Source organism: Brevibacterium sp. K11IcPPYGO002 (assembly GCF_050920635.1).
Lineage (GTDB): Bacteria > Actinomycetota > Actinomycetes > Actinomycetales > Brevibacteriaceae > Brevibacterium.
Window position 1 is genome coordinate 1498388 of record NZ_CP131929.1, and the last position, 23203, is coordinate 1521590.

Consider the following 23203-nt stretch of genomic DNA (forward strand, 5'->3'; position numbering starts at 1 on the left):
CTGCCCCTCTACTTTTCTATGGCGACCCCATCGGCGTCGGCGAAGATCATCGCTCCTGGGCGGATCGTCGCGCCGCCGATCTCCACGGTCACGTCGATCTCACCGGCACCGTCTTTCGCGCTCTTGCGCGGATTGCTGGCCAGAGCCTTGATTCCGAATTCCATCTCGGCCAGAGCTTCACGGTCGCGGACAGCGCCGTTGATGACGACACCGTTCCAGCCGTTTCGGACCCCGGCCTCGGCGATCATGTCACCCATGAGGGCGGTGGCGATCGAACCGTCACCGTCGATGACGAGCACGGCGCCGTCGCCCGGCTGATTGAGGGTCTGCTTGACCAGTCCGTTGTCCTGGAAGCAGCGGATCGTGCGGGCCGGTCCGGAGAATGAGGTCTTGGCTCCGAAGTCGCCGAAGTTCAGAGCGATCGAATAGAGGTCGTCGCCGCGTTCGTCCCACAGGTCTGCTGTCGAAACTGTCATCTGTCTGCCTTCCGTCGATTGTGGGTGGTGGGAGGTGCTCAGGCGAACGCCTGGGTGCGGGCGTAGAGTCCGGGGACTCCGCCGGAGTGGACGAAGACGACCGCGTCTTCGGAAGAGAAGCGGCCGGATCTGATGAGGTCGATGAGGCCGGCCGCAGCTTTGCCGGTGTAGACGGGGTCGAGGAGGATTCCCTCGGTGCGGGCGAAGAGTCGCACGGCCTCAACCATCTCGGGTGTCGGCAAGGCGTAGCCGGTCCCGACATAGTCGCCGAGTCCCGTCGTGGCATCGCGGGGGGCAGGCGGCAGGTTGAGGAACCGTGCCGTGGAATCGACGAGGTTGACGATCTTCGGTTCCTGCTCCGCCTGTGTCCGGCTGACGTTGATGCCGATGATCGGGACAGTGCTTCCTTCACTATGGAGCCCGACGACGAGTCCTGCCTGCATTCCGGCCGAGCCGCTCGGCGTGACGATCGTGGGGGAGTCCAGCCCCACTGCGGCGAATTGATCGAGCAATTCGTGGGCGCAGTCGACATAGCCGAGCGCGCCGATCGGATTCGACCCGCCCACCGGGATGACATAGGGGATCCTGCCCTCGTCGCGCAGCTTCTCGGCCAGAATCTCGGCCTCGCCGAGGAGGTCAGCTCCGTGGCCGAGTACGGTGACCGAATCCGCGCCGAGGAGGTCGAAGAGCAGGAAATTGCCCGTGTGCTCCGGCGGGTTCGCCCCTGCCGGACCGAGGGCGGTGCCGTCGGGACCAAGGTCCTCTTCGACGATGAGATGACAGTCGAGGCCCTCGGTGCGCGCAGCGGATAAGGTTAGCCGACAGTGGTTGGACTGGACCCCGCCGACGGTGATGAGCGTGTCCGCTCCCTGCTTCAGAGCGTCGGCGATGAGGAACTCGAGCTTGCGTGTCTTGTTCCCGCCCTGTGTCAGCCCCAGCCGGTCGTCGCGTTTGATCCAGACCTGCGGTCCGCCGAGCTCGGCGGACAGTCGCCGCAGATGCTCGAGCGGTGTCGGGCCGGCGGTGTAGCGGCGACGGGGGATTTCGTTCAAGGCGACCATGGTTCCCGAGTCTACCGAGCAGGTCGGCAGTGCTGACAAGACGCCGTTCAGGATTCGGGTCACGGCGTGACAGCGGGTCGTCCTCAGCCGACGAACTCGACCTCACGAACAGCGTCGCCGCCCTTGCCTACGGCGTTGGCGTCTCTGACCGTCAGGGTCATGACCTCGTGGGTGTCCAGGTTCGTGTAGGACACCCAGGTGTACCCCTTGCCGGAGTCGGCTGAGGTGCGGTGCCAGCGTGTGGCGTGCCCGTCGTTGTGTTCGGCGAGGGCAGCGACGACGTTGCGTGTGGCGAGACGATCCATGACCGAGTCATCACCGATGCCGTAGGCGGTGATCAGTTTGTCCGCGTACTTGACGGCACGCTTCGGGTGTCCCGAACTCTGGGGTGCCTGAGCGGCACTGGGCGCGGGTGCTGAATCAACGGAGGCCGATGCCGGACCGACTGCGAGGCCCAGAGATGTGAGACCGGCTAGTGCAGCGACGCCCCACTTTGCGGCGTGAGTGCTGATGAAGGCGGGCATGGTGACTTCTCCTCTTCCGGGACAGGAACATTGCTGGAATCGAGTATCGTCATCCCAGGTGAGAGCCGAGTCCCCGAGCCTGAACAGAAGCTGAGACGCGTCGTCGGAAATACGGAGGTTCTATTGCGTTGCGATGACATCTCCGAGACATTCCGTCAGAAAGAGTCTTGTCCGAATCCGTGGATTCCGGACTGTGACAGATTCACAGCGGTTACGGAATCGAATCGTGATCGTCCTCTGTCCGATCCATCCAGTCCTTTCCATCGAGGATGCGAGCGACCATCATCGAACTCGCCTGGTCGCCGACCGCATTGACCGTGGTGGCCGGCGGATCGATGACGGTTCCGATGATCTGGATGATCGGCAGCGCCGTTGCTGGGAAGCCGTAGAGGGTGATGATCATGAGCTCGCCGATGAAGCCGCCGGAGGGGATTCCTGCCATGACCATTCCGGCCAGCAGCGCCACGGCGATGGCGATGAGGATATTCTCCGGAGTGAAGAAGTCGCGCTGGAACACGGCAAAGAGGAAGGCGATCTTGAGGATCGCGGACAGGCTCGATCCTTCCATGTGGATCGTGGCGCCGATCGGCACGATCGTCTCCCGGATGTCCCGTGGGACTCCGATCTTCTCTCCGGCACGCAGGTTCGCTGGGATCGCCGCCACCGAGGACGACGTACCCAAGGAGATCGCTGTGGGTTCGAGGATATTGCCCCAGAAGCGGGAGACGCCTCGGCGGCCGCCGGAGACGAAGGAGTAGAACGTGAAGGCGAGGATGGAGTAGGCGATCGCCACCGGATAGTAGACGAGGAAGGCGCGAACATAGTCCCCCACGAGCTGGGCGCCGAGGTCGCCGATGAGTGCGGCGAAGTAGGCGCCGAGGCCGATCGGGGCGTAGTACATGATGATTGAAGTGAACTTGAGGAACACCTCGGTGCCGGAATTGAGGAACTGGGCGAACGGCTTGCCGGCGTCGCCGATCCTGCTGGTGGCGAAGCCGACGATGACGGCGAACACGATGAGGGCGAGCATGTGCTCGGCGGACAGGATCTTCGAGAAGTCGTCGACGACGACGGTTTGGACGAGCTGGTCACCGATGGACCCGACGTCCTCGACGTTCTCCGGCTCCTGCATCTCCACTTCGACGCCGGCGGTGGCGTTGAAGATGCGCAGCGCGGCGACCATGACGATGGAGGCGATGATGCCGGTGACGGCGAAGACTCCGAGCATACTGCCCATGATTTTGCCGAGTCGCGCCGCCGAGGACATTCCCGCGACCGCGGAGGCGATGGAGAAGAACACGAGCGGCACGACGAGAGTGAACATCATATTGATGAACAGCGTGCCGAACGGCTTGATGACGGTGGCGCGTTTCCCGAAGACGAGGCCGATGATCGCGCCGATGACCACCCCTGTGAGGATGAAGATCGGGAAGCGGTAGTTGCGCAGAATCCGGAGGAAGCCTGACGGCTCCGTCTTCGTCGCGGAGGTCTGCGCAGGCGAGGCGGCGGGGGAGGGCATAGGCTCTGCCTTTCATATCAGCATCGTTGTTCCGCCGACTGTGCGGTGTGGCGCCATGGCCCCGGTGATCCTACCTGGGGCACAGCGACACCCGGCACATGGATGACCATGTACCGGGTTGTCGATGTTCGCTCGAGCCGACGAATCAGCTCTCAGCTGACGTCGTGGAATCCTCGGCGTTCGAAGTGTCCGAGGATGGAGTCACGGCGGACTCGTCGATCGCCTCATGCGAGCCGTCCGGGAGGCGTCGGAGGGTCACACCTTCCGCTTCGGCGAGCTTCTCCAGGTCCTCTTCGGACACATCCTCGGCATATCCGGGAGTCGCGCCATAGGCGACATCGGGTCCGCTGGCCCTCGCCCCGAGCTCGTCGAGCGTGTCGTTGATCTTGTCGACCTTCTTCTGTGAATCAGTCTGGTCGGTCATCTGTCACCACCTCACTGTTGCGAAGACGCTGTACTCGTGACCATAGTCGTTTTCATTGATTCGTCCAGGGGGTGCCTCGCTTGCAGACGCAGCGCCGGATACTGAGCCGATGTTCAGTCATCGTAGCTCGAGTGGGATTCGTCGACGGCGAGATGTGATCCGTCGGGATTGCGGTAGAGCTTCACTCCTTCGTGCTCAGCCGTGGCTTGCAGCCGTTCTTCGGAGCTGTCTTCTCGGTAGCCGACTTTCTGTCCCTGGCCGATATTGGCGCTCTTGAACGCCTTCGAGATCTGTTTGAACGTCTGAGCCAACTTCGACGGCCGATTCGTGTCTGCGGTCATGATCCTTCGCCCCATTCCCACGCAGATTGTGGAGAGAATTATAGCTCTCCCGGGGGCCGAAACCCAGAGGTGGGGAGCGTCTGGATGACCTCACGGCTGGGCATCAGCCAAATCCTTGCACCGTGAGAGAGCGAATCACTTTACTTAACGAATGTTTAGCCATAGCTTGGTCTCGTGACCGAACAGATTGAAGGCAATGGCGTCTTGACGACTGCGACAGAATCCATCCTCTCCGCCAAGGACATCGAGTTCCAACTCTATGACTGGCTCAAGGTCGACGAACTCTGCGAACGTCCTCGCTTCTCCGATCATTCTCGTGAGGTCTTCGATTCCGTGCTCGAAGCCAGCGAGGAGCTTGCCAAGGAACGGTTCGCCACTCATGCACGCAAGTCCGACCTCAACGAGCCGACTTTCGACGGTACCGCGGTGACGCTGATTCCTGAGATCAAGTCTGCGCTCGACCAGTTCGCCGGCATCGGCCTGCTGTCGGCGACGATGGATGAGAGCGTCGGCGGCATTCAGCTGCCGCAGACGATCGCGAAGGCCTGCTTCGCCTGGTTCCAGGCGGCCAACATCGGCACCGCCAGCTACCCGATGCTGACCATGGCCAATGCCAATCTGCTGCTCGAATATGGAACCGAGGAGCAGATCGAGAAGTACGTTGTGCCCGAGCTCGATGGCCGGTTCTTCGGCACCATGTGCCTGTCCGAACCCGAGGTCGGCTCCTCATTGGGCGACGTCACGACGAAAGCTGTACCGGATCCCGACAGCGGCGACGATGCCTTCCGTGTCCATGGGACGAAGATGTGGATCTCCGGTGGCGATCACGAACTCTCGGAGAACATCGTCCACCTTGTCCTGGCCCGTGCCGAGGGCGACGGGCCAGGGGTCAAGGGGCTGAGTCTGTTCCTCGTTCCGAAGTACCTCGTCAACGTCGATGGCAGCCTCGGCGAACGCAATGACGTCGTGCTGTCGGGACTCAACCACAAGATGGGATGGCGCGGAACGACGAACACGCTGCTCAACTTCGGCGAGGGGGCGCACACCCCGGCCGGTTCTGCCGGTGCGGTCGGCTACCTTGTGGGGGAGCGGGGCAAGGGGCTGGCCTGCATGTTCCACATGATGAACGAGGCCCGCATCGGTGTCGGTGCCGGTGCGGTCGGGCTGGGCTACCACGGGTACCTCGATGCCCTCCGCTATGCCCGCGACCGCCGTCAGGGTCGTCCCGACGGTGCCAAGGGATCCGATGTTCCGACGGTCCCGATCGCCGAGCACTCCGATGTCCGTCGCATGCTCCTGTCGTCGAAGAGCTACGTCGAGGGCGGGCTCGGACTCATCCTCTATGCCGCACGTCTGCTCGACGAATCCGAAACCGCTGAGACCCAGGCGGAGTGCGATCGTGCCGCACTGCTGCTGGACGTGCTCACGCCGATCGTCAAGACCTGGCCGAGCGTGTGGTGCCTGAAGGCCAACGACCACGCCATCCAGGTTCTCGGCGGGGCCGGTTACACCCGCGATCACGATGTCGAACAGCTCTACCGTGACAATCGGCTCAACCCGATCCACGAGGGCACGCATGGCATCCAGGCCAAGGATCTTCTCGGTCGCAAGGTCGTTATGAACGGTGGTGCGGGTTTGCAGGTGCTGCTGGAGCAGATGCGGGAGACCCTCGCCGAGGCGGCCGGCCGTTCGACTTGGTCCGCTGAGACCGCAGCGCTGAGGAAGGCCGTCGATCGCATCGAATCCGTGACCGCGACGGTATGGTCGAGCGGGGATCCTGCGGCGGCGCTCGACAACGCGTGGACCTATCTGGAAGCAGTCGGACACACCGTGATGGCGTGGCTGTGGCTGCAACAGGGAATGGCGGCCGAAGCGACCGCGGGCGACCACGGCGAGTCGGCGTTCCTCAACGGCAAGATCGCCGCGGCGCGGTACTTCTTCGCCCACGAACTGCCGCAGACCGGACCGTGGTTCGATCTTGTTGAAAGCAGAGTGACGACGTTCGCCGATCTCGATGACACTTGGCTGTGACTGCCCTCAGGTGTTGAGATCGGGTATTCGCCTGTCGGCGATGATGAGCAGTCGCAGGAAGACTCCGCCGATCAGCAGCCCCCCGATGAGGTCGGTGGCCCAGTGCCAGCCGAGGGTGAAGGACACGACCACTGAATTCACGCTGACCGCGGCGACACCCCACCACAGCAGGCGCACGGTGCGTGTGGTGACGTTGCCGTATGTGGCGATGAGATAGGCGACTGCACCATAGATGAGTACGGCTTCGGCCGCGTGCCCGGACGGGTAGCTGATTCCACGGCCGCCGATCTCGATCAGACCGCCGTGGAAGAATCGCGGATCGTGCAGGGTCGTCGCCGGTCGGGCGAGGAGGACCTTGAGCGAACCGACGCCGAGATAGAAAGCCGCTTCGACGGCGATCGCGAAGACGATCGGTCGCCAGGACCGGCGTCTGCGTGCCAGAACGATCGCGGTGATCACCAGAACGGGAAGGCAGACGGCCTGACCGGCGATGGGATCGAGGATGTGCTGAAAGAACCAGACGAGGTCGGGTTCGAAGAGATAGAGCCATCGTCGATTGAGCTTGTAGTCCCAGACTCGCAGGGGACCGGCCGCAGCGATTGTGACGATGACGAAGGCGATCGCCAAGACCCAGAATGAGGTTGCCCAGGACAGCAACCCCTGTGCTCGTTCCGTCCACTGACTGCGATCTGAGGGGCTGCTGATCGTCTTCTCGGATTCGACATAGTGTTCAGCAACCATCAGGGTCGATTTTAGACGGAGTGGACAATCACTTCTGCTGTGGGGGATAAAGAAACGGTGAATTCTGTTCGGAGTTCCAACGTTGTCGTTCGACCGCAGCGTCTGATTCTGCACCGGTTGCGCGGTCATTCCCCTCAGCGGCAACTCCACTCCTGCTCCAGCGTGTCGTCATCTGACTTTCGTCCTACGGGAGGCCCCATCACTTGATGATCGGAGGTGCGGTGCGACGGCTGTATGAAGCGGATCTGTTCAGAAGAGTTCGAGAGGGTGAGCTGACCAGCCCGAGGTGACTCGTTGAAGTTGGCCGTCCGGATGGCCAAGGTGCGCTGACGCAGGCTGAGATCCGGGACTCGTCAGGTGTGCATGTTCGCATCTCCGGATTGGTTATCAGGATTATTGTGCTTTTGATTCTATGTGAACCCACTCACACTGGACACAGGCCGAAGGACGGAAATACTGCAGAATGCCGATCATCGATTCGGGGACAACCATCGGACTCGACCCGTACGGGTTTGCCTCGACGCATCTGAGCCAAGCCGCCAGAGACGCACTTGACAAGCTACGCTCAGTGCTCGCAGAGGAGGTGGGCCCACTTATGTCTCGGGCCTGGGAGTCAGCGTCGATGCCTCCCGCCGTACGCGAGGCTCTGGTGTCACTTGACCTCATGCGACCCGAAGGCGTCGCTGAGGTGGAAGCGGATTCGAGCATGTTCTCAGGCTTCCGCAACTATGTCCTCGCGCGCACCGACGTGTCCGTGGCCACGATGTACAACGGTCAGTCGGGACTCTTCCGGGCCGCTGTCCGCCACGGCGGCGCGCCCGAGCAGGTCGCGGACCTCGACCCGAAAGTGCGTTCCTTCGCCCTCTCGGGAGCCTTCGCTCTGACCGAGCCTGACCACGGGTCCGACATCGCCGGAAGTCTTGCCACCACTGCGCGATTCGACGGGGACGCAGGAAACGGCGAAGGCCGGTGGATCATCGCTGCGCGAAGCGATGGATCGGAGGCGCGTCGACGGCTGACCTGATCGCGGTCTTCGCGCGCGATGTCGCGGACTCCCAGGTCAAAGTCTTTCTGGTTCCGCGTGTCAGCCGGGGTCTGAGTATGGACACCATGGTCGGCAAGGTCGCTCTGCGTCCGATGGAGAACTCTACGATCAGGTTTGCAGATGTAGAGGTCCCCGAATCGGCCCGACTGCTCGAGGTGAATTCCTGGCGTGACGTTAACCGGATTCTGCGTGTGATGAGATCGGACGTGGCGTGGATCGCCACCGGTCTGCAGGCCGGAGCTCTTGACGCGGCACTCGCGTACGTGAAGAAGCGTGAGCAGTTCGGCCGGCCGATCGGCGGCTACCAGTTGGTCCAGGAAAAGCTCGCGCGGATCCTGGGCAATCTCACTGCATCATTGGGCATGGTCGTCCAGCTCTCGGCGCAGCAGGACGCCGGCAACTTCGTCGATGCGAATTCTGCCTTAGCGAAGATGCAGACTGCCCGAATGGCGCGGGAATCCGTTGCGCTGGCTCGTGAGGTTCTCGGAGGCAACGGGATCCTGCTCGAGAACGGCGCGGCGCGGTTCTTCGCCGACGCCGAGGCGGTCTATTCCTATGAGGGCACACACGAAGTCACTGCGCTCATCGTCGGTCGGGCACTGACGGGGGAATCCGCATTCGTCTGAGTCGCAGACATGTCAGCCTCTCGGCTCCCGAGCGCCGATGGGGAGTCCCTTGGTGGGCTCTACTCTCCGTCGTTTGATTCGAATTTCCGCGTAGGAGAAACTCCCTAGGGAGCAGTGTTGGTCACAGGCTCCGGCTTTCGATTCGCTTCGACATCGATGCCGCGCATGCCGAGCAATGCGAGCGCTGCCAGGAGCAAGATGACGCCGACGAGCACGTAGATCGCCTGCGGGCTCCAGCCGCTGTCGAGCAGGGCGCCGGTGGCTGTCGGAGCGATGATGGCACCGAAACGCCCGATGCCGATTCCCCATCCTGACCCCGTCGACCGCATCGGCGCCGAGTAGGACTGCGGTGTGAGGACATAGAGGCCGGCGATGCAGCCGTTGGTGAACATTCCCACCAACACACCGAAGACGATGACGATCGCCAGCCACTGTGCGGTGAAGACGAAGATTGCCATGAATACCGCGGCCAGGACCGAGAAGGCCATCAGGACGGTTCGGGTCGACCAGCGCGCGGTGAAGAGTCCGAAGACCACTGAACCGATGGCCCCGCCTACAGTCAGGCCCACAGTGACAACCATAGACAATGACTCGCTGAGCCCTGTCTCATTCATCAGGCGCGGAGTCCACGAGTTGACGAAATAGAACCCGAACATGACGATGAAGAAAGTAGCCCAGACGACGAGGGTGACTCGACGATTGCGGCGGTTGAGCAGTGATCCCATGCCCTTGCCGGTGCCCGCACCAGCTTCCATATTCGTTTCTGCTGCAGAGAGGTCGACCGGTTCCGTATATCCAAGTTTCGAGGCGATGGTGTCGAGGCGCTTCTGCGCGTCGGACGGCTTCCTGTTGTAGAGGTACGACGCGGACTCTGGCACCAGCCAAACGACGAAGATCAAAGACACGACAGTCAAGCTACCGCCGAAGACGAAGACTGACCGCCAGCCGAATGCTCCGATGAGGCTGATCATTATGCTTCCGCCGATGGCGGCGCCGATCCCGTAGCCGGCGGCGTAGATGCTGATAGCCAGGCCGCGTCGTCGGCGCGATGCGTATTCGGCCGAGATGACGTTGGTGCTGACAAGGATGCCGCCGATGCCCAGCCCTGTGACGACGCGCCAGAGGCCGAGTTCAGCAGCCGACGACGAGGTGGCGGTGAAGAACAGCCCGACGGCATTGACGACGAGCGCGAACATCATCATGTTCTTGCGTCCGATCCGATCGGCAATCGGGCCAAGTACCAGTGCGCCGACTGCCATACCGAGGAGTGCTGAGCTCATGACGAGCCCCAATGCAGTCCCTGACAGGGTGAACTCGTCGCTGACTTCGTTCGATGTGAATGAGATGGCCAGGACGTCGTACCCGTCGAGTGCATTGAGGAAAGTGCAGATGCCGACGATCAGCCATTGATACGCCGACATGTGGGAATTGTTGATTCGTTCTCGTAGATCCACGCATTTCTCCGATTCAGATGTATCGGCTGGAGCCGCCTCGCTGCGGCATACCTATTCCGATAGGTAAATGGTGATGTGGTGCACATTATCAGCGTCCGTTTGTGTCGGCAATGTCCGGCTGTTGCCTGATTGCCTCTGCAGATGGTGTCGACGCCTGCTATTTATGTGGGGCACGCAGGAATCGACTGCTCGAAGTGTTACCTATAGACATAGGTAAGTACCTATGCATATAGTGATTTGGAAAACACGAAGCAGTGTTGACGAAAGGACTTTCACCGTGGTGTCACTTACTGCAACGGACCTACTGGACGACTTCTCGCTCGAGATGACAGGAAAGGACATTCCCAATCTCAGAGAAGCAGCCCATGCGATCCCGCCGGGGACTCGGATCAACGTGACTTTCCTCGGCAATGAAGATCTCCCGATGCGAGTCGAGGCGTCGAAGGCCGTCGCTGATATGGGATTCGTTCCGGTTCCCCACATCTCCGCCCGTCGGCTCAAGTCCGAACGGGAGCTCAGAGATTTTCTCGATGCGTTGCAGCAAGTCAATGCGACGAACCATATATTCGTCGTCGGGGGCGATCCCGCTGCGCCGGAAGGTCCCTACGAGGATTCGCTGTCGGTTATCCGTACTGGAATCCTGCAGGACTACGGCGTTGCCGAAGTCAGCCTCGGTGGCTATCCCGAGGGGCATCCCGATATCAGCGACGACGTTCTCTGGTATCACCTGGACGCAAAGACGTCTGCGTTGGCTGAACAGAATCTGGACCAGGTTGTGCTCACCCAGTTCGCATTCGACGCGCAGCGCGTCAGCGAATGGGTCAGAGATGTTCGCAAACATGGCATCGATTCGGTCATCCGGATAGGCACACCTGGTCCGGCGGGTATCAAGAGACTGCTCGGCTACGCCCGACGATTCGGTGTAGGGACAAGTGCAGGAATCGTCAAGAAGTACGGGTTCTCACTGACGAATCTCGTCGGCACCGCCGGTCCAGACAGGTTCGTTCGAGACTTGTCTGACCGGGCTGAGGGGCTGGAATCACCGGAGACCCTGAAGACGCACTTCTATACCTTCGGCGGACTGCTGGCCACCGCCGAGTGGGCGCAGAAGTTCGACGCAGAAACGTGAGGTGGTGATCGAATGACCGACCTCGCCGAAAAGCGCAAAGACTACGCAACCCTGATCGTCACCGGCCCCGATCAATCCGGACTGGTATCAACCGTCACCTCATTCATTGCGCGAAACGACGGCAACATAGTCTCCCTCGACCAACACACGACCGATCCTGAAGGCGGGGACTTCTTTCAGCGTGTCGTCTTCCACAGGGAGGGGCTCTCTGCTGCGGTTCCTGAAATTCAGGCGGATCTTGCGTCTACTCTCGATCCCCTCGGAGTGCATTACCGCCTTGTGGAGCAGAAGATTCTCAAGCGCATGGCTGTGCTCGCCTCGAAGAGTGATCACTGTCTGCTCGAACTGCTGTGGAGGCATCAGCGCGGTGAACTACCGGTCTCGATTCCCCTGGTGATCTCGAACCACACCGACGTCGCCGATGCGGTGCGAAGCTTCGGCGTCCCGTTCTTCCACGTACCTTCGCAGGGGCCGGACAAATCCGCAGCAGAAGTACGCATCATCGAGCTGCTGGCTGGCAACGTCGATCTCGTCGTCCTTGCCAGGTACATGCAGATCCTGTCCGAGTCGTTTCTCGATGATGTCGAAGTTCCCGTGATCAACATCCACCATTCGTTCCTACCCGCCTTCATCGGCGCGGGGCCATACAGGAAAGCCAAGGAACGTGGTGTGAAGCTCATCGGAGCGACCAGCCACTACGTGACGAAGGATCTCGACGAAGGGCCGATCATCGAACAGGACGTCGCCCGGGTCGACCACACGATGACTGCCGGAGACATGCAGGCGAGAGGCGCCTACGTGGAACGGGCAGTGCTGTCGAAGGCAGTACGACTGCATGCCGATGACCGCGTCATCCGGCATGGCAACCAGACCATCGTGTTCGACTGATCTGAGGCCTGTTCCCCCCCCCGTCCGTCGGAGTCGGCCACATCAACGCATCAATTCCCGACCAACACCAAAGAAGAACGGATGCTTCAGTACGGAGCATCCCTGACAACAAGAGAGGTTCATCGACGATGACTGACAATCTCCAACAGATTCTCGACAAGAGCAATCCTGTCGAACTGCTCCGCAACTCGCAGATCGGATCCTATATCTATCCTGTTGTTCCTGCGGACTTCTCGAACTGGATCAAGGAACAGCGCGCTTGGCGAGAAACGGCTGTCCTCTATGACCAATCGCACCACATGGACAATGTCTTCCTGCGCGGTGCTGACGCCATCAAGCTGATTTCCGACACAGCAATCAACTCGGTTGCGAAGTTCGCTGTGAACAAGGCCAAGCAGTACGTGCCGACTACAGCGTCGGGACACGTCATCGGCGACGGAATCCTCTTCCATGAAGCAGAGAACGAGTACGTCTACGTCGGTCGTGCGCCGGCGTCGAACTGGCTGATGTTCCACGCGGAGACGGGCGACTACAAGGATCTCGACATCGAGGTCGACCGTCGATCTCCGTCGCGTCCCTACGGTGATCCCGTCAGTCGTCGCTACTACCGCTACCAGATCCAAGGCCCCAAAGCATGGGACATCATCGAGGAGCTCAACGGCGGACCGCTGGAGAAGATCGGCTTCTTCAATATGGCGTCGATGACCATTGCAGGCAAGCAGGTGCGCACACTGCGTCACGGCATGGCAGGTGCCCCCGGCCTGGAGCTGTGGGGTCCATATGATGACCACAAGGTCATCCGTGACGCTATCGTTGAGGCCGGCAGTCAGTTCGGCATGCTCCAGGTCGGTTCGCGCGCCTACCCATCGAACACCCTCGAATCGGGATGGATTCCCTCCCCGCTGCCCGCGATCTACACCGGCGAGGCAGAACGGACATTCCGCGAATGGCTCGGCGCCGACAGCTACGAAGCGACCGGAACTCTTGCAGGTTCGTTCGTCTCGGAGAACATCGAAGACTACTATCTGACGCCTTGGGAACTCGGCTACGGATCGTTCGTCAAGTTCGATCACGACTTCATCGGCCGCAGCGCCCTGGAGAAGATGGATCCGGCCGCGCAGCGCAGGAAGGTCACCCTCGCGTGGGACGCCGACGATCTGGGCAAAGTTCTCTCCTCGCCGCTGAACGTCGATGGTCCGAACTTCAAGTACTTCGACCTTCCGCTGGCGAACTACGGTTCGGCCAATTACGACAAGGTGATCGACGCCGACGGCAACACGGTCGGCTTCTCGATGTTCACAGGCTATTCGGCGAACGAGCATCGGGGGCTCTCCCTGGCCGTCGTCGATCCTGACGTTCCCGAAGGGGCAGAGCTCAAGGTCGTCTGGGGCGAGCCGGACGGCGGGACCACCAAGGCTTCAGTCGAGCCACACGAGCAGACCGAGGTTCGCGCGGTAGTCAGCCCCGTGCCGTACTCGACTGTTGCGCGTCAGACCTACCAGGGAGGATGGCGTACCGGCTACAAAGCCTGAGAACGATAGTGTGAGAGGGTCCGGGTTGAACAGCCCGGACCCTCTTCGTCTTCGGATAAACAGAACAGGATCAACGAGATGAGTCTACGCAGTGCCATCCTTGCGCTTCTCCGGATCGAACCGATGTCGGGCTATGATCTTGCCAAGCAGTTCTCACTTTCGGTGGGCCATGTCTGGCACGCCCCCGACTCGCAGATCTATCCGGAACTGCGCAAGATGGCCGCAGAAGGACTCATCCTTCCCGAAGAACAGACGCGAGGCACCGCCGGGATGCGTCGGGTCTATCACGTCACCGAGTCAGGCGAGGCATCATTCATCGAGTGGATGAATTCTCCTCTGAAGTATCAGCGCACGCGCGATGCATCTCATCTGAAAGCCGCCTACCTCGAGTCGGCGAACCACGAAGCGCGCATTTCCTTCCTTCGCAATCACATCGAAGTATGGACAGGTGAACTCGAGTACATCGAAGACGAGATCGCCAATATCGATGGGCTCGAATCACCGATGCTCAACCGGCGGCTTGCGGTCACGGCCGACGAGGACCGTGAGATGACAATCACCTACAAGCGGTTCGCCTACGAAGGACTCGCTGATCGTGCCCGAAGTGAGATCGCGTGGGCACAGCGAGGGCTCAAGCTGACCGAGCACCTCGAGGGGTGAAGGCAAGCTTCTCGGCCAACTGTGCTTTTCCGGCCGACGGCAGCCCGGTCTGACTCTCACAGGCGCAGTACGCGCAGAGCATTGTCCTTCATGATCAGAGGCACTGCGTCTTCCTTGACACCCAGCTTCTCGAAGTCGCTGATCCATCTCTCGGGGGTGATGAGAGGGAAGTCGGAACCGAAGAGAGCCTTCTCCTTGAGCATCGATCCGATGGCCCGGGTCAGCTGCGGTGGGAAGTACTTCGGCGACCACCCGGAGAGGTCGATGAAAACGTTGGCCTTGTGCGTGGCGATCGAGATCGATGCGTCTGCCCAGGGCACGGACGGGTGAGCGAGGATCATAGTCAGTCCTGGAAAATCTGCCGCGACATCGTCGAGGAGCATCGGGTCCGAATACCTCAGCTTGATCCCGCGGCCCCCGGGCAGCCCGGCACCGATTCCGGTCTGGCCCGTGTGGAAGAGCGCGACGAGATCGTGTTCGGCACACGCCTCGTAGATCGGGTAGCAGGCGGAGTCGCTCGGATCGAACCCCTGCAGACTGGGGTGGAACTTCATGCCTCTGACTCCGTAGTTCGTCGCGAGGTCATGAATGCGGTCGACCGCCTCGGCCGGCTTTCGAGGATCGACAGATCCGAAGGGAATGAGGACGTCGTTGTGTTCCGCCGCCTGTTCGGCGATCATCTCGGATGAAACCGGCGGATGTCCGCCGAGCGCTGACGTGGCGTCGACCGTGAAGATCACTGCCGCCATCTTCCGCTCGCGGTAGTAGTCGGCAAGATCGGCAACGGTCGGGGTGCGTGGAACCGATGCCCGAAAGTACCCCGCCGAAGCGTCGAGTAGCTCTTGGTCGAGCGAAGTGTGCTGGTGGTCGTCGGCTTCGACGTGGGTGTGGACGTCGATGGCACGGATCGTTTCGGTGTCGATGGCTGACTTGTAGATCATCGGTGTCATTCCTCGTGGTGGTGTGAACAGGAACTTTGCGGGTCAGGGAAGCTCCTCATAGCGCTGCTTGAGCTCGAGCAGGCGGATGAGCATCTCATCGCGTTGGCGAGCGATGGCAGTGGTGTCCCTGTCCACGAGTTCGTCGTCGACGCCGGCAATGAGTTTCCCCTTGAGATCTTCGTCGAGATGTACCTTCTTGAGGTCGTGCATCCACACCTCTTGCGGCGGTCCGAGATGGTCAAGGACGTGACGCATTCCGCCGGCGCCTCCGGACAATGCTTGCTGAGCCAACGGCCCGAGGATCGCCCACCGCAGGCCGGGGCCGTATGAGATCGCAGTGTCGATGTCTGACACAGAGACCACGCCCTCATTGACCAATGAATAGGTCTCCTGCCACAGCGCGGCCTGGAGACGGTTGACTACGTGGCCTGGGAGCTCGGCTCGGACGAGGATGGGTTTCTTCCCAATCGACCGGTAGATCGACAGCGCCCGGTCGACGAGCTCTGGGGAGGCTCCGGGCGTGGGGACCACTTCTACCAACGGGATGAGGTGGGCTGGGTTGAAGGGGTGTCCGACGACGATGCGGCTCGGAGCTTTCGTCGCTTCCGCTGAGATCTCGCTCGGGGCGAAGCCCGACGTCGATGAGGCGATGATTGTCGCCTCGGGTGCCGCTGCGTCGATCTCGGCAAGCATCGCCTGCTTGACTTCGAGGCGCTCTGGGCCGTTCTCCTGGACGAAGTCGGCAGAGCCGACCGACTCGGCGAGTGTGGACGCAAAGGCCAGGCGATTCAGCTGCGAGTGGCTGACTCCGGTGGTCATCTCGAGATTGCTCTTCACCTGCTCAAGCAGTCGTTCCTCGGCTCCATCAGCAGGGTCGAAGGCGGTGACGCTGTGACCTGCGGCCAGGAAGCCCGATACCCAGGCCGCCCCGATGACTCCGGTGCCGACGACAGCGATTGCGAGTCTTTCATCCTGATGATTCGGCGACCGCGTGTTCTCCGCAGCGTTCATGCTGAATCCCTTTCCCTCCGTGCTTCGGCAAAAGCGACGTACTCGTCGAGCGAGTTCGGATCCTGCAAGGCACCGAGGCTCGCGACCTCGTCGAGAGCGGCGCCCTGGACGATGCGTTTGACCGGGACTTCGAGCTTCTTGCCCGTGCGTCCGAGCGGCACCTTCGTCACCGGAACGATCTCGTCAGGAATGTGCCTAGGGGAGAGCCGAGTCTTGAGTTCCCTGCGGACGCGGACCGACAGGTCGTCAGTAAAGGGCACGCCGGATTCGGTCTGGACGAAGACCACGAGTTCTCCCATTCCGCCGTCAGGATCTTCCAGGTGGATCACCAGGCCATCGGCCACTTCGTCGAGCGTGTCGAGGACGGAATAGAAGTCCGCAGTGCCCAGCCGCACCCCGCCTCGGTTCAGGGTAGCGTCGGAGCGGCCGGTGACAACGACTCCACCGTCGGAGGAGAAGCGCACCCAGTCGCCGTGCTGCCAGATACCGGGGAACTTCTCGAAGTAGGCCTTCTCGAATCGGTCATCGCCATCCTCACCCCAGAAAGTCACGGGCATCGAGGGAACCGGCTCGGTGATGACGAGCTCTCCGAGCTCGTCGAGGACCTCCTGCCCGTCCGAGTCGTAGGCTTTGGCGGCAAATCCAAGCGAGGGCGCCGTCATCTCACCGGAATACACGGGGGCCAGTGGTGAGCCCTGGAGGATTCCGGTGCACACATCAGTGCCGCCGCAGCCTACATTGACCAACACATCCTGCCCGAACTGTTCGACAAGCCATTCGAAGCCCTCGGCCGGCAGCGGGGAGCCAGCCGCTCCGAACTGTTCGACGGAGGCCAGATCGAATTCCTCCGTGGGACGAGTGCCTTCCTTGCGTGCGCTCATGATCGATCCGGGAGCCATACCCATGAGCGTAGTGCGGGTATTCGCCGCGATGCGCCACAGTTCCTTCGAATCGGGGTAGTTCGGATTGCCATCGATCATGACGATTCCCGAGCCGACGACGAGTCCGCCGACCAGCGCGTTCCACATCATCCACGCGGTCGTCGAGAACCAGCAGAATTGGCTGCCCGGGCCCAGGTCGAAGTGCAGGCCGTGATTCTTCAGCGTCTCGAGCAGAATGCCTCCGTGGCTGTGCACGATGGCCTTCGGTTTCCCCGTTGTTCCCGAGGAGAAGAGGATGAACAGGGGGTGGTCGAAGGGGACCGGCTCGAATTCGACCCCGGTGAGTGCCGTGTCCGGAGAACTTTCGACCGTCGTCGGCTCGTCGATTCCCGCAGATGTGGTCCCTAACTCAACGTAGTCGACGACGGCGATCGGATGGTCGAGCCCGGCGCCTGTTGTGAAGGCCTCGTGCAGTTCCGCGTCGAGACTGAACGATCCGTATTCGACGTGGACGAGGTGGGTCAGTGTCGGCAGGGCGGCGACCACCTCGGCGAGTTCGTCGGAGCGTGCGACGTCCTTGGCCCCGTATCTGTAGCCGGGGATCGCCAGCAGAACGGTGGGCTCGACCTGGGAGAAGCGGTCGATGACCGACTGGGTGCCGAACTCGGGCGCGCAGCTTGCCCAGATTGCGCCGAGACTCGCAGCGGCAAGGAACGCCACGAGTGCCTCGGGCTGGTTGGGCAGGTAGCCCACGACACGATCTCCCTTGGTCACGCCGAGCGAGATGAGACCGGTACGGACTCGAGCGACCTCGGAGCGCAGGTCGTCGAAGCTCAGGGTGAAGCCGTCGCGGGTCTGGGAGACCGCGGTGACGGCGAGGTCGTCTGCCTGCTCGGGGGCGCCGAGGGAGTGCTCGGCATAGTTGAGCGTGGCACCGGTGAACCATTTCGCATGAGGCATGACACGCTCTTCGAGCACCGACTCATACGGTGTGTGGCTGGAGACGCCGAAATAGTCCCACACAGATTCCCAGAAGTCCTCGATGTCGGTGACCGACCAGTTGTAGAGCTCGTTCCAGCTGGTGAGAAACATTCCGTGCTTTTCGTTCACCCAGGTCAGGAAGTCGCCGATTCTGCTGTTTCCGATTGCTCCGGAGGGGACTTCTCGAATGATCGAAGCCATGTTCACTTCCTCACTTTGGGGCCCGAGCCATCGAGGAAGGCACGCATGAGCCCCTTTGCCTCGGCACTCGACTGGGCCACGGAGGCCATGAGTGCCTCCAGCAGGTAACCTTCGTCGCGGCCGGTTTCGGCGATGCGCGGCAGCGCTTGGGTGATCGCATAGTTCGTCACCGGGGAGTTCGAAGCGATCGACGCCGCTAGCTCCCGGGCCTTGGCCGGACCTTCGCCGGCGGGGACGCGGTAGTTGACGAGTCCGATGCTCTCGGCTTCGGAGGCGTCGAAGCGGCGGCCGGTGAGCATCATGTCTTGGACTCGGCTGAGTCCGATGAGGCGGGGCACCCGTACCGAGGCGCCTCCGCCGACGAAGAGACCGCGTTTGCCCTCGGGCAGGGCGAAGTATGCGGACTCCTCGGCCACCCGCAGGTGCGCGGCGGTCGCGAGTTCGAGGCCGCCGCCGATGACTCCGCCCTGTAGGACGGCGATGACGGGGATCTCGGAATCGGTGATCGCATTCATCGTCGTGTGCCAGGAACGTGAGTGGTGGAGTCCGCCCACGGCGTCGCGCTCAGCCATCTCGGACAGATCGAGCCCCGCGCAGAAATGCTCGCCGACGGATGTCAGCACTATGGCCGAGACCGCGGGCAGGGTGCGGAAGAATTCGCCGAGAGCGGCAATCGTCGCATCGTCGAGGGCGTTGCGCTTGGCAGGCCGATCGAGAGTGAGAACTCCGATGTCACCCTCGGCAGCGAACCGGAGGGCTTCGGAGATTTCGGTCGACTTCGGCTTTTCGGAGACGCCTGTGACGCGGGACGAGGGGAGGTGGGTCATCTGTGGTCCTTCGATGGTGCGGATGGTGCTGGATATTCCGGGTTTGTGGTCGTCGCTGTGGGATTCGAGTGTGCGCCGAGCCCATCAGCGGCGCGCAAGGAGACCTTGTGTATCTTTCCTGAGCCGGTGCGTGGGAGTTCGTCGACGAGGCTGAAATACTTCGGCACCTTGTATTTGGCTAGGCGAGCGATCAGGTAGTCGCTCAGTTCATCCGGCGTCGGTCGGGTGTCCGAATCAGCTGCGACGATGAAGGCATGGCCGACCTCGCCCCACCTCTCATCGGCTGCGGCGACCACCGCGGCTTCGCTGACACTTGGATGCTCGAAGAGCGCTGACTCCACCTCGGCGGGATAGACGTTCTCACCACCGGAGATGAACATGTCCTTGAGCCGGTCGACGATGAAGAGGAATCCGTCGTCGTCGAGGTAGCCGATGTCGCCAGTATGGAACCATCCGCCAGGGGAGAATGCCTGACCGGTGGCATTCGAATCATGCCAATAGCCATTGGTGACGTTGGGGCCGCGGGCGACGATTTCGCCCTTGACTCCGGGGGAGCACGAATTTCCGGAGACATCGCGGATATCGACTTCGGTGAAGGGCACGGCACGTCCGGCCGATCCGGCCTTGTCGAGGGCGTGCGCAGCGGGCAGGAAAGTGCAGCCCGGGGAGGTCTCGGTGAGTCCGTAGCCTTGGCAGAACATGATGCCCCTCGCTTGGTAGCTCTTGATCAGGGAGACAGGGATCGGTGCACCGCCTGAATTGACGAATCGCAGCGAGGACAGGTCAGCACTTTCCCACCTCGACGACTGCAGCATGTCCGCGAACATCGTTGTGACCCCGGCCATCCAGGTGAGCCCTTCGTGCTCGACGGCATCGAACGCGCGGTCGATGTCCCACCGCGGTTCGATGAGCATGTGCGCCCCACGCAGGTAACTGGTCATCACCTGCTGGTTGAGGCTGATTACGTGGAAGAGAGGCGCAGTGACCAGCGTGACGTCGTCGGCGGTGAGGTCCGTGTTGAGGAGAAGATTGAAAGAATTCCACATCAGGTTGGCATGAGAGAGGACCGCGCCTTTGGGGCGCCCGGTAGTCCCGGATGTGAAGAGAAGGAACGCCGGGTGCTCGCCGTCGACATCGGCCGCCGGCAAGAGCGGACCCATCGTCGAGTTGGGCGCAGCGTGCCACGGCACCGCTTCCTGGGCGACATCGGTCTGCAGCTCTGCTGCCACCTTGGCCGATTCGGGCGCCACGTACAACAGAGACACTTCTGTGAGAGCGAGCTGGTAGTCGAGTTCGGGTGGCGCGAGTCGCCAATTGAGTGGGATGAAGATCGCGCCGAGGCGGAGGCAGGCGAGCAGGGCGACGATCAGGGCCGGATGATTGGGGCCGAGGTAGGCAACGCGATCACCACGACGGACTCCCTGCGCGTGCAGCTCTGCCGCGCAGGTCAAGGTGCGTTTGTGCATCTCGGTGTAGGTGTGTTGGACACCGGCGAAAGTGATTGCAGGCTTGTCGCCGTAGTCGATGGCCTGGACTTCGGAGAGTCGGGTCAGAGTGGGGTGGCAGAAGGTCACGGGGCCTGCCCTTCCGTTGCTGCTGACGGAGTGCCGTTTTGAGTGCTGGGCCGCGACTCGACGATGTTCTGGGCTGACAGGCTGCGGGATTTCGTCTCGCCGAGCCTCCAGATGCAGAGGATGCTGATGGCGGCGACGACCGTGATGACGATCGATAAGGGGATGGTGGACGGTGATTCGGTCGAGCTCATGATCGCGGCGAACAGGACTGGAGAAATGCCTGCGCCGATTCCGGCGATCTGGTACCCGAGGGATGCCCCGGTATAGCGGTGCTCGGTGTCGAAGAGCTCCGAGTAGAGACCGGCCAAAGGTCCATAGATCATCGGGTGGATGACGCCCTGGCCGATGATCATGCCGATGGTGATGATGACGCCGTTCTTGGTCTCGATCATCGGGAAGAGTGCGAAGCCCCACACGGCGATGAGTATGGCCCCGGCGATGACCAATGGTCGACGACCGATCGTATCGGACAGTCGGGACCAGCCGATGATGCCGAAGATCGCGAAGAACGAGGAGAAGGACAGGGCGTTGAGTATCGTCTGCTGTTCGACACCGATCTGCACCCCGTACGCCACAGAATAGGTAGTGAGCAGTCCCTGGAACATAAAGGCCGACAGGCCTACTCCGACGGCGAACAGCAGGGTCACCGGCTGTCCGCGCAGAGCGGCGATAATCGGGATGCGACGGGAGGGTGTACGCGCCTTCGCGGCGAGGAACTCAGGAGATTCGGCGACAGCCGAGCGGACGATGAGGCCCACGACGAGCAGGAGGATCGAGGCGAGGAACGGCAGACGCCAGCCCCAGGCGATGAATTCCTCAGGGCCCATGACCGCCAGGATTGCGGCGATGACGAGCGCGGAGACAAGTTGCCCGGTTGGTGCGCCCGCACTGGTGAAACTGGCCCAGAAGCCGCGGTGTTTCGTCGAATGCTCGGCCGACATGAGCATGGCTCCGCCCCATTCTCCGCCGATAGCCACGCCCTGCACGACACGGATGACGATGAGGAGAACTGGTCCGGTGAGGCCCGCCTGCTCGTAGGTCGGCAGTAAGCCGATTGCCGTTGAGGCAATACCGATGGTGAACATGCTGAGCACGAGCATGCGTTTGCGGCCGAGCTTGTCCCCGAAGTGCCCGAAGACGATGCCTCCGAGGGGACGAGCCAGATAGCCGGTGGCGAATGTGGCCAGACTGGCGAGAGTGCCGACTGCAGGGGAGAGGTTGGAAAAGAACACGTCCTTGAATACGAGGGCGGCGCAGACCGAGTAGACGAAGAAGTCGTAGTATTCGATGACGCTGCCAAGGTATGCCGACGCAGCAGCTCGCTTGAGCATCGGTGTTGATTTGCTTGAGGTGGAGTTCGCGGAAGCCATGTAATCCTCGCTGACTGAACGGCTCACTTGATTGGCGGTCTGATCGGCGGCGATCGAACCGGTTCCGATACTATGCAAACTGTCTACGGAACGTCAATAGTTTGCGGGTAATTGCCACTTTCGAATGGAAGGCTCACATAGAATCGGGGCATGAGCCTTCGTCCGCAGTCGCTTTTCTTTGCTCTCGTCGGGGAGCACTTGCTTGGATCGTCTCGTCCACTCAGTGGAGCTTCGATCGTTTTCGTCATGAAGAGGCTCGGTGTCGGTGAGACCGCGGCAAGGTCGGTGCTTCAGCGAATGACTGCCAAGGGCTTCGTCGCCCGTCGTAAGCAGGGCAGGAAGACGTTTTACACGTTGACCGAGACCGGCTCTCGGATCCTCGGCGAGGGAGGTCGGAAGATGTTCGCCGACTGGCAGCCCGATAGCTGGGACGGTAACTGGACGATGGTGAGGTTACAGGTTCCCGAGGCGCGGAGATCGCTGCGGCAGAAGATCTGGTCCCAGCTGTCGTGGGCGGGGTTCGGCCAGGTCGACGGAGGCACTTGGGTGGCGCCGGGGGAACAGGAGTTGCCGTCTGCGCTTGATTTGGGGCGGGCTGGGGTCTCACCGATCGTTATCTGCGGCAAGCCGCAACCCCCGACGACCGACGACCAGCTCGTTGGAGCTTTCGATCTGGATGAACTGTCCGCAGAGTACGCTGCGTTCGGCGACAGGTGGGGTCAGTATGACCCGGAATCGGCCTCGCCGGTGGAGGCATTAGTGGCACGAGTGAAGCTGCAGTGCGAGTGGTTGGGGTTGACTCGGGCGGACCCGCAGCTTCCCGCTCAGCTGCTGCCGGAGGGCTGGCCGGGAACGAGGCAGGCGCGACTGTTCAAAGACCTCAATGATCAGATGAGCCGAACGGAGGCGTCCGTGGTCGATGATTTCTTCGCGGGCACTTTGGAGTAAGCGAGTTGCATCGGCGGT

Annotated in this window: 22 protein-coding genes; 8 read left to right on the plus strand and 14 right to left on the minus strand. The window is 61.7% G+C overall.

Translation table 11 applies throughout. The features are described from left to right. Positions 1–8: 8 nt before the first annotated feature. From rraA to QYM46_RS06805, 6 genes are all read right to left on the minus strand, one after another. A complete protein-coding gene (gene rraA / locus QYM46_RS06780; RefSeq protein ID WP_432791312.1) occupies positions 9–476 on the minus strand; it encodes a ribonuclease E activity regulator RraA in 468 nt (155 codons plus the stop codon). A 38-nt stretch (positions 477–514) separates the two neighbouring features. After that, positions 515–1537 carry a D-cysteine desulfhydrase gene (locus QYM46_RS06785; RefSeq protein ID WP_432791313.1) on the minus strand — a complete coding sequence of 341 codons (1023 nt, stop codon included), beginning with the start codon at positions 1535–1537 and terminating at the stop codon, positions 515–517. 83 nt (positions 1538–1620) lie between these two features. Next, positions 1621–2061 carry a hypothetical protein gene (locus tag QYM46_RS06790; RefSeq protein ID WP_432791314.1) on the minus strand — a complete coding sequence of 147 codons (441 nt, stop codon included), beginning with the start codon at positions 2059–2061 and terminating at the stop codon, positions 1621–1623. 211 nt (positions 2062–2272) lie between these two features. Further along, positions 2273–3580 carry a dicarboxylate/amino acid:cation symporter gene (locus QYM46_RS06795; protein ID WP_432791315.1) on the minus strand — a complete coding sequence of 436 codons (1308 nt, stop codon included), beginning with the start codon at positions 3578–3580 and terminating at the stop codon, positions 2273–2275. Positions 3581–3725: 145 nt separating this feature from the next. Then, positions 3726–4004, minus strand: a complete 279-nt coding sequence (locus QYM46_RS06800; protein ID WP_432791316.1) for a hypothetical protein — start codon at positions 4002–4004, stop codon at positions 3726–3728. Positions 4005–4117: 113 nt separating this feature from the next. Further along, on the minus strand, positions 4118–4345 hold the full coding sequence (locus QYM46_RS06805) for a hypothetical protein (protein WP_169251851.1): 228 nt from the start codon (positions 4343–4345) through the stop codon (positions 4118–4120). Positions 4346–4519: 174 nt separating this feature from the next. Between QYM46_RS06805 and QYM46_RS06810 the strand changes: the two genes are divergently transcribed. Continuing rightward, on the plus strand, positions 4520–6376 hold the full coding sequence (locus QYM46_RS06810; RefSeq protein ID WP_432791317.1) for an acyl-CoA dehydrogenase: 1857 nt from the start codon (positions 4520–4522) through the stop codon (positions 6374–6376). A 6-nt stretch (positions 6377–6382) separates the two neighbouring features. Here QYM46_RS06810 and QYM46_RS06815 read toward each other — a convergent pair whose 3' ends face one another. Next, positions 6383–7117: a phosphatase PAP2 family protein gene (locus tag QYM46_RS06815; RefSeq protein ID WP_432791318.1), complete on the minus strand. Its 735-nt coding sequence runs from the start codon at positions 7115–7117 to the stop codon at positions 6383–6385. Between the two features lie 463 nt (positions 7118–7580). Between QYM46_RS06815 and QYM46_RS06820 the strand changes: the two genes are divergently transcribed. Beyond that, the gene (locus tag QYM46_RS06820) at positions 7581–8141 is read left to right on the plus strand and encodes a hypothetical protein (RefSeq protein ID WP_432791319.1); all 561 of its coding nucleotides are present in this window, start codon (positions 7581–7583) and stop codon (positions 8139–8141) included. Between the two features lie 77 nt (positions 8142–8218). Beyond that, entirely contained in the window at positions 8219–8788 is a 570-nt protein-coding gene (locus QYM46_RS06825) for an acyl-CoA dehydrogenase family protein (RefSeq protein WP_432791320.1), read from the plus strand. 104 nt (positions 8789–8892) lie between these two features. Here the strand turns inward: QYM46_RS06825 and QYM46_RS06830 are convergent, their stop codons facing one another. After that, the gene (locus QYM46_RS06830) at positions 8893–10209 is read right to left on the minus strand and encodes an MFS transporter (RefSeq protein ID WP_248279146.1); all 1317 of its coding nucleotides are present in this window, start codon (positions 10207–10209) and stop codon (positions 8893–8895) included. Between the two features lie 310 nt (positions 10210–10519). On the opposite strand from QYM46_RS06830, the gene QYM46_RS06835 reads away from it, so the two are divergent. The 4 genes from QYM46_RS06835 (at position 10520) to QYM46_RS06850 (ending at position 14451) form a co-directional block, all read left to right on the plus strand. Next, positions 10520–11371 carry a methylenetetrahydrofolate reductase gene (locus QYM46_RS06835; protein WP_432791321.1) on the plus strand — a complete coding sequence of 284 codons (852 nt, stop codon included), beginning with the start codon at positions 10520–10522 and terminating at the stop codon, positions 11369–11371. Positions 11372–11383: 12 nt separating this feature from the next. Continuing rightward, on the plus strand, positions 11384–12259 hold the full coding sequence (purU, locus tag QYM46_RS06840) for a formyltetrahydrofolate deformylase (RefSeq protein ID WP_432791322.1): 876 nt from the start codon (positions 11384–11386) through the stop codon (positions 12257–12259). Positions 12260–12387: 128 nt separating this feature from the next. Beyond that, positions 12388–13791 (plus strand): vanillate/3-O-methylgallate O-demethylase, encoded by a 1404-nt coding sequence (gene ligM / locus QYM46_RS06845; protein WP_432791323.1) that lies wholly within the window; start codon positions 12388–12390, stop codon positions 13789–13791. A gap of 78 nt (positions 13792–13869) precedes the next feature. Beyond that, on the plus strand, positions 13870–14451 hold the full coding sequence (locus tag QYM46_RS06850) for a PadR family transcriptional regulator (RefSeq protein ID WP_432791324.1): 582 nt from the start codon (positions 13870–13872) through the stop codon (positions 14449–14451). A gap of 56 nt (positions 14452–14507) precedes the next feature. On the opposite strand, the gene QYM46_RS06855 is transcribed toward QYM46_RS06850, so the two are convergent. The 6 genes from QYM46_RS06855 to QYM46_RS06880 are packed head-to-tail and all read right to left on the minus strand — an operon-like array spanning position 14508 to position 22237. After that, positions 14508–15392, minus strand: a complete 885-nt coding sequence (locus tag QYM46_RS06855; RefSeq protein WP_432791325.1) for an amidohydrolase family protein — start codon at positions 15390–15392, stop codon at positions 14508–14510. Positions 15393–15434: 42 nt separating this feature from the next. After that, positions 15435–16403, minus strand: coding sequence for a 3-hydroxyacyl-CoA dehydrogenase NAD-binding domain-containing protein (locus tag QYM46_RS06860; protein WP_432791326.1), 969 nt, complete (start codon positions 16401–16403; stop codon positions 15435–15437). Then, entirely contained in the window at positions 16400–18466 is a 2067-nt protein-coding gene (locus QYM46_RS06865; protein WP_432791327.1) for an acetoacetate--CoA ligase, read from the minus strand. Before QYM46_RS06865 ends, QYM46_RS06860 begins: the two co-directional genes overlap by 4 nt. Positions 18467–18468: 2 nt before the next feature. Further along, positions 18469–19293, minus strand: a complete 825-nt coding sequence (locus QYM46_RS06870; protein ID WP_432791328.1) for a crotonase/enoyl-CoA hydratase family protein — start codon at positions 19291–19293, stop codon at positions 18469–18471. Further along, on the minus strand, positions 19290–20867 hold the full coding sequence (locus tag QYM46_RS06875; protein ID WP_211168083.1) for an acyl-CoA synthetase: 1578 nt from the start codon (positions 20865–20867) through the stop codon (positions 19290–19292). Before QYM46_RS06875 ends, QYM46_RS06870 begins: the two co-directional genes overlap by 4 nt. Beyond that, a complete protein-coding gene (locus QYM46_RS06880; protein WP_432791329.1) occupies positions 20864–22237 on the minus strand; it encodes an MFS transporter in 1374 nt (457 codons plus the stop codon). Before QYM46_RS06880 ends, QYM46_RS06875 begins: the two co-directional genes overlap by 4 nt. A gap of 150 nt (positions 22238–22387) precedes the next feature. On the opposite strand from QYM46_RS06880, the gene QYM46_RS06885 reads away from it, so the two are divergent. Further along, entirely contained in the window at positions 22388–23185 is a 798-nt protein-coding gene (locus QYM46_RS06885; RefSeq protein ID WP_169251863.1) for a PaaX family transcriptional regulator, read from the plus strand. The last annotated feature ends 18 nt before the right edge of the window (positions 23186–23203 follow it).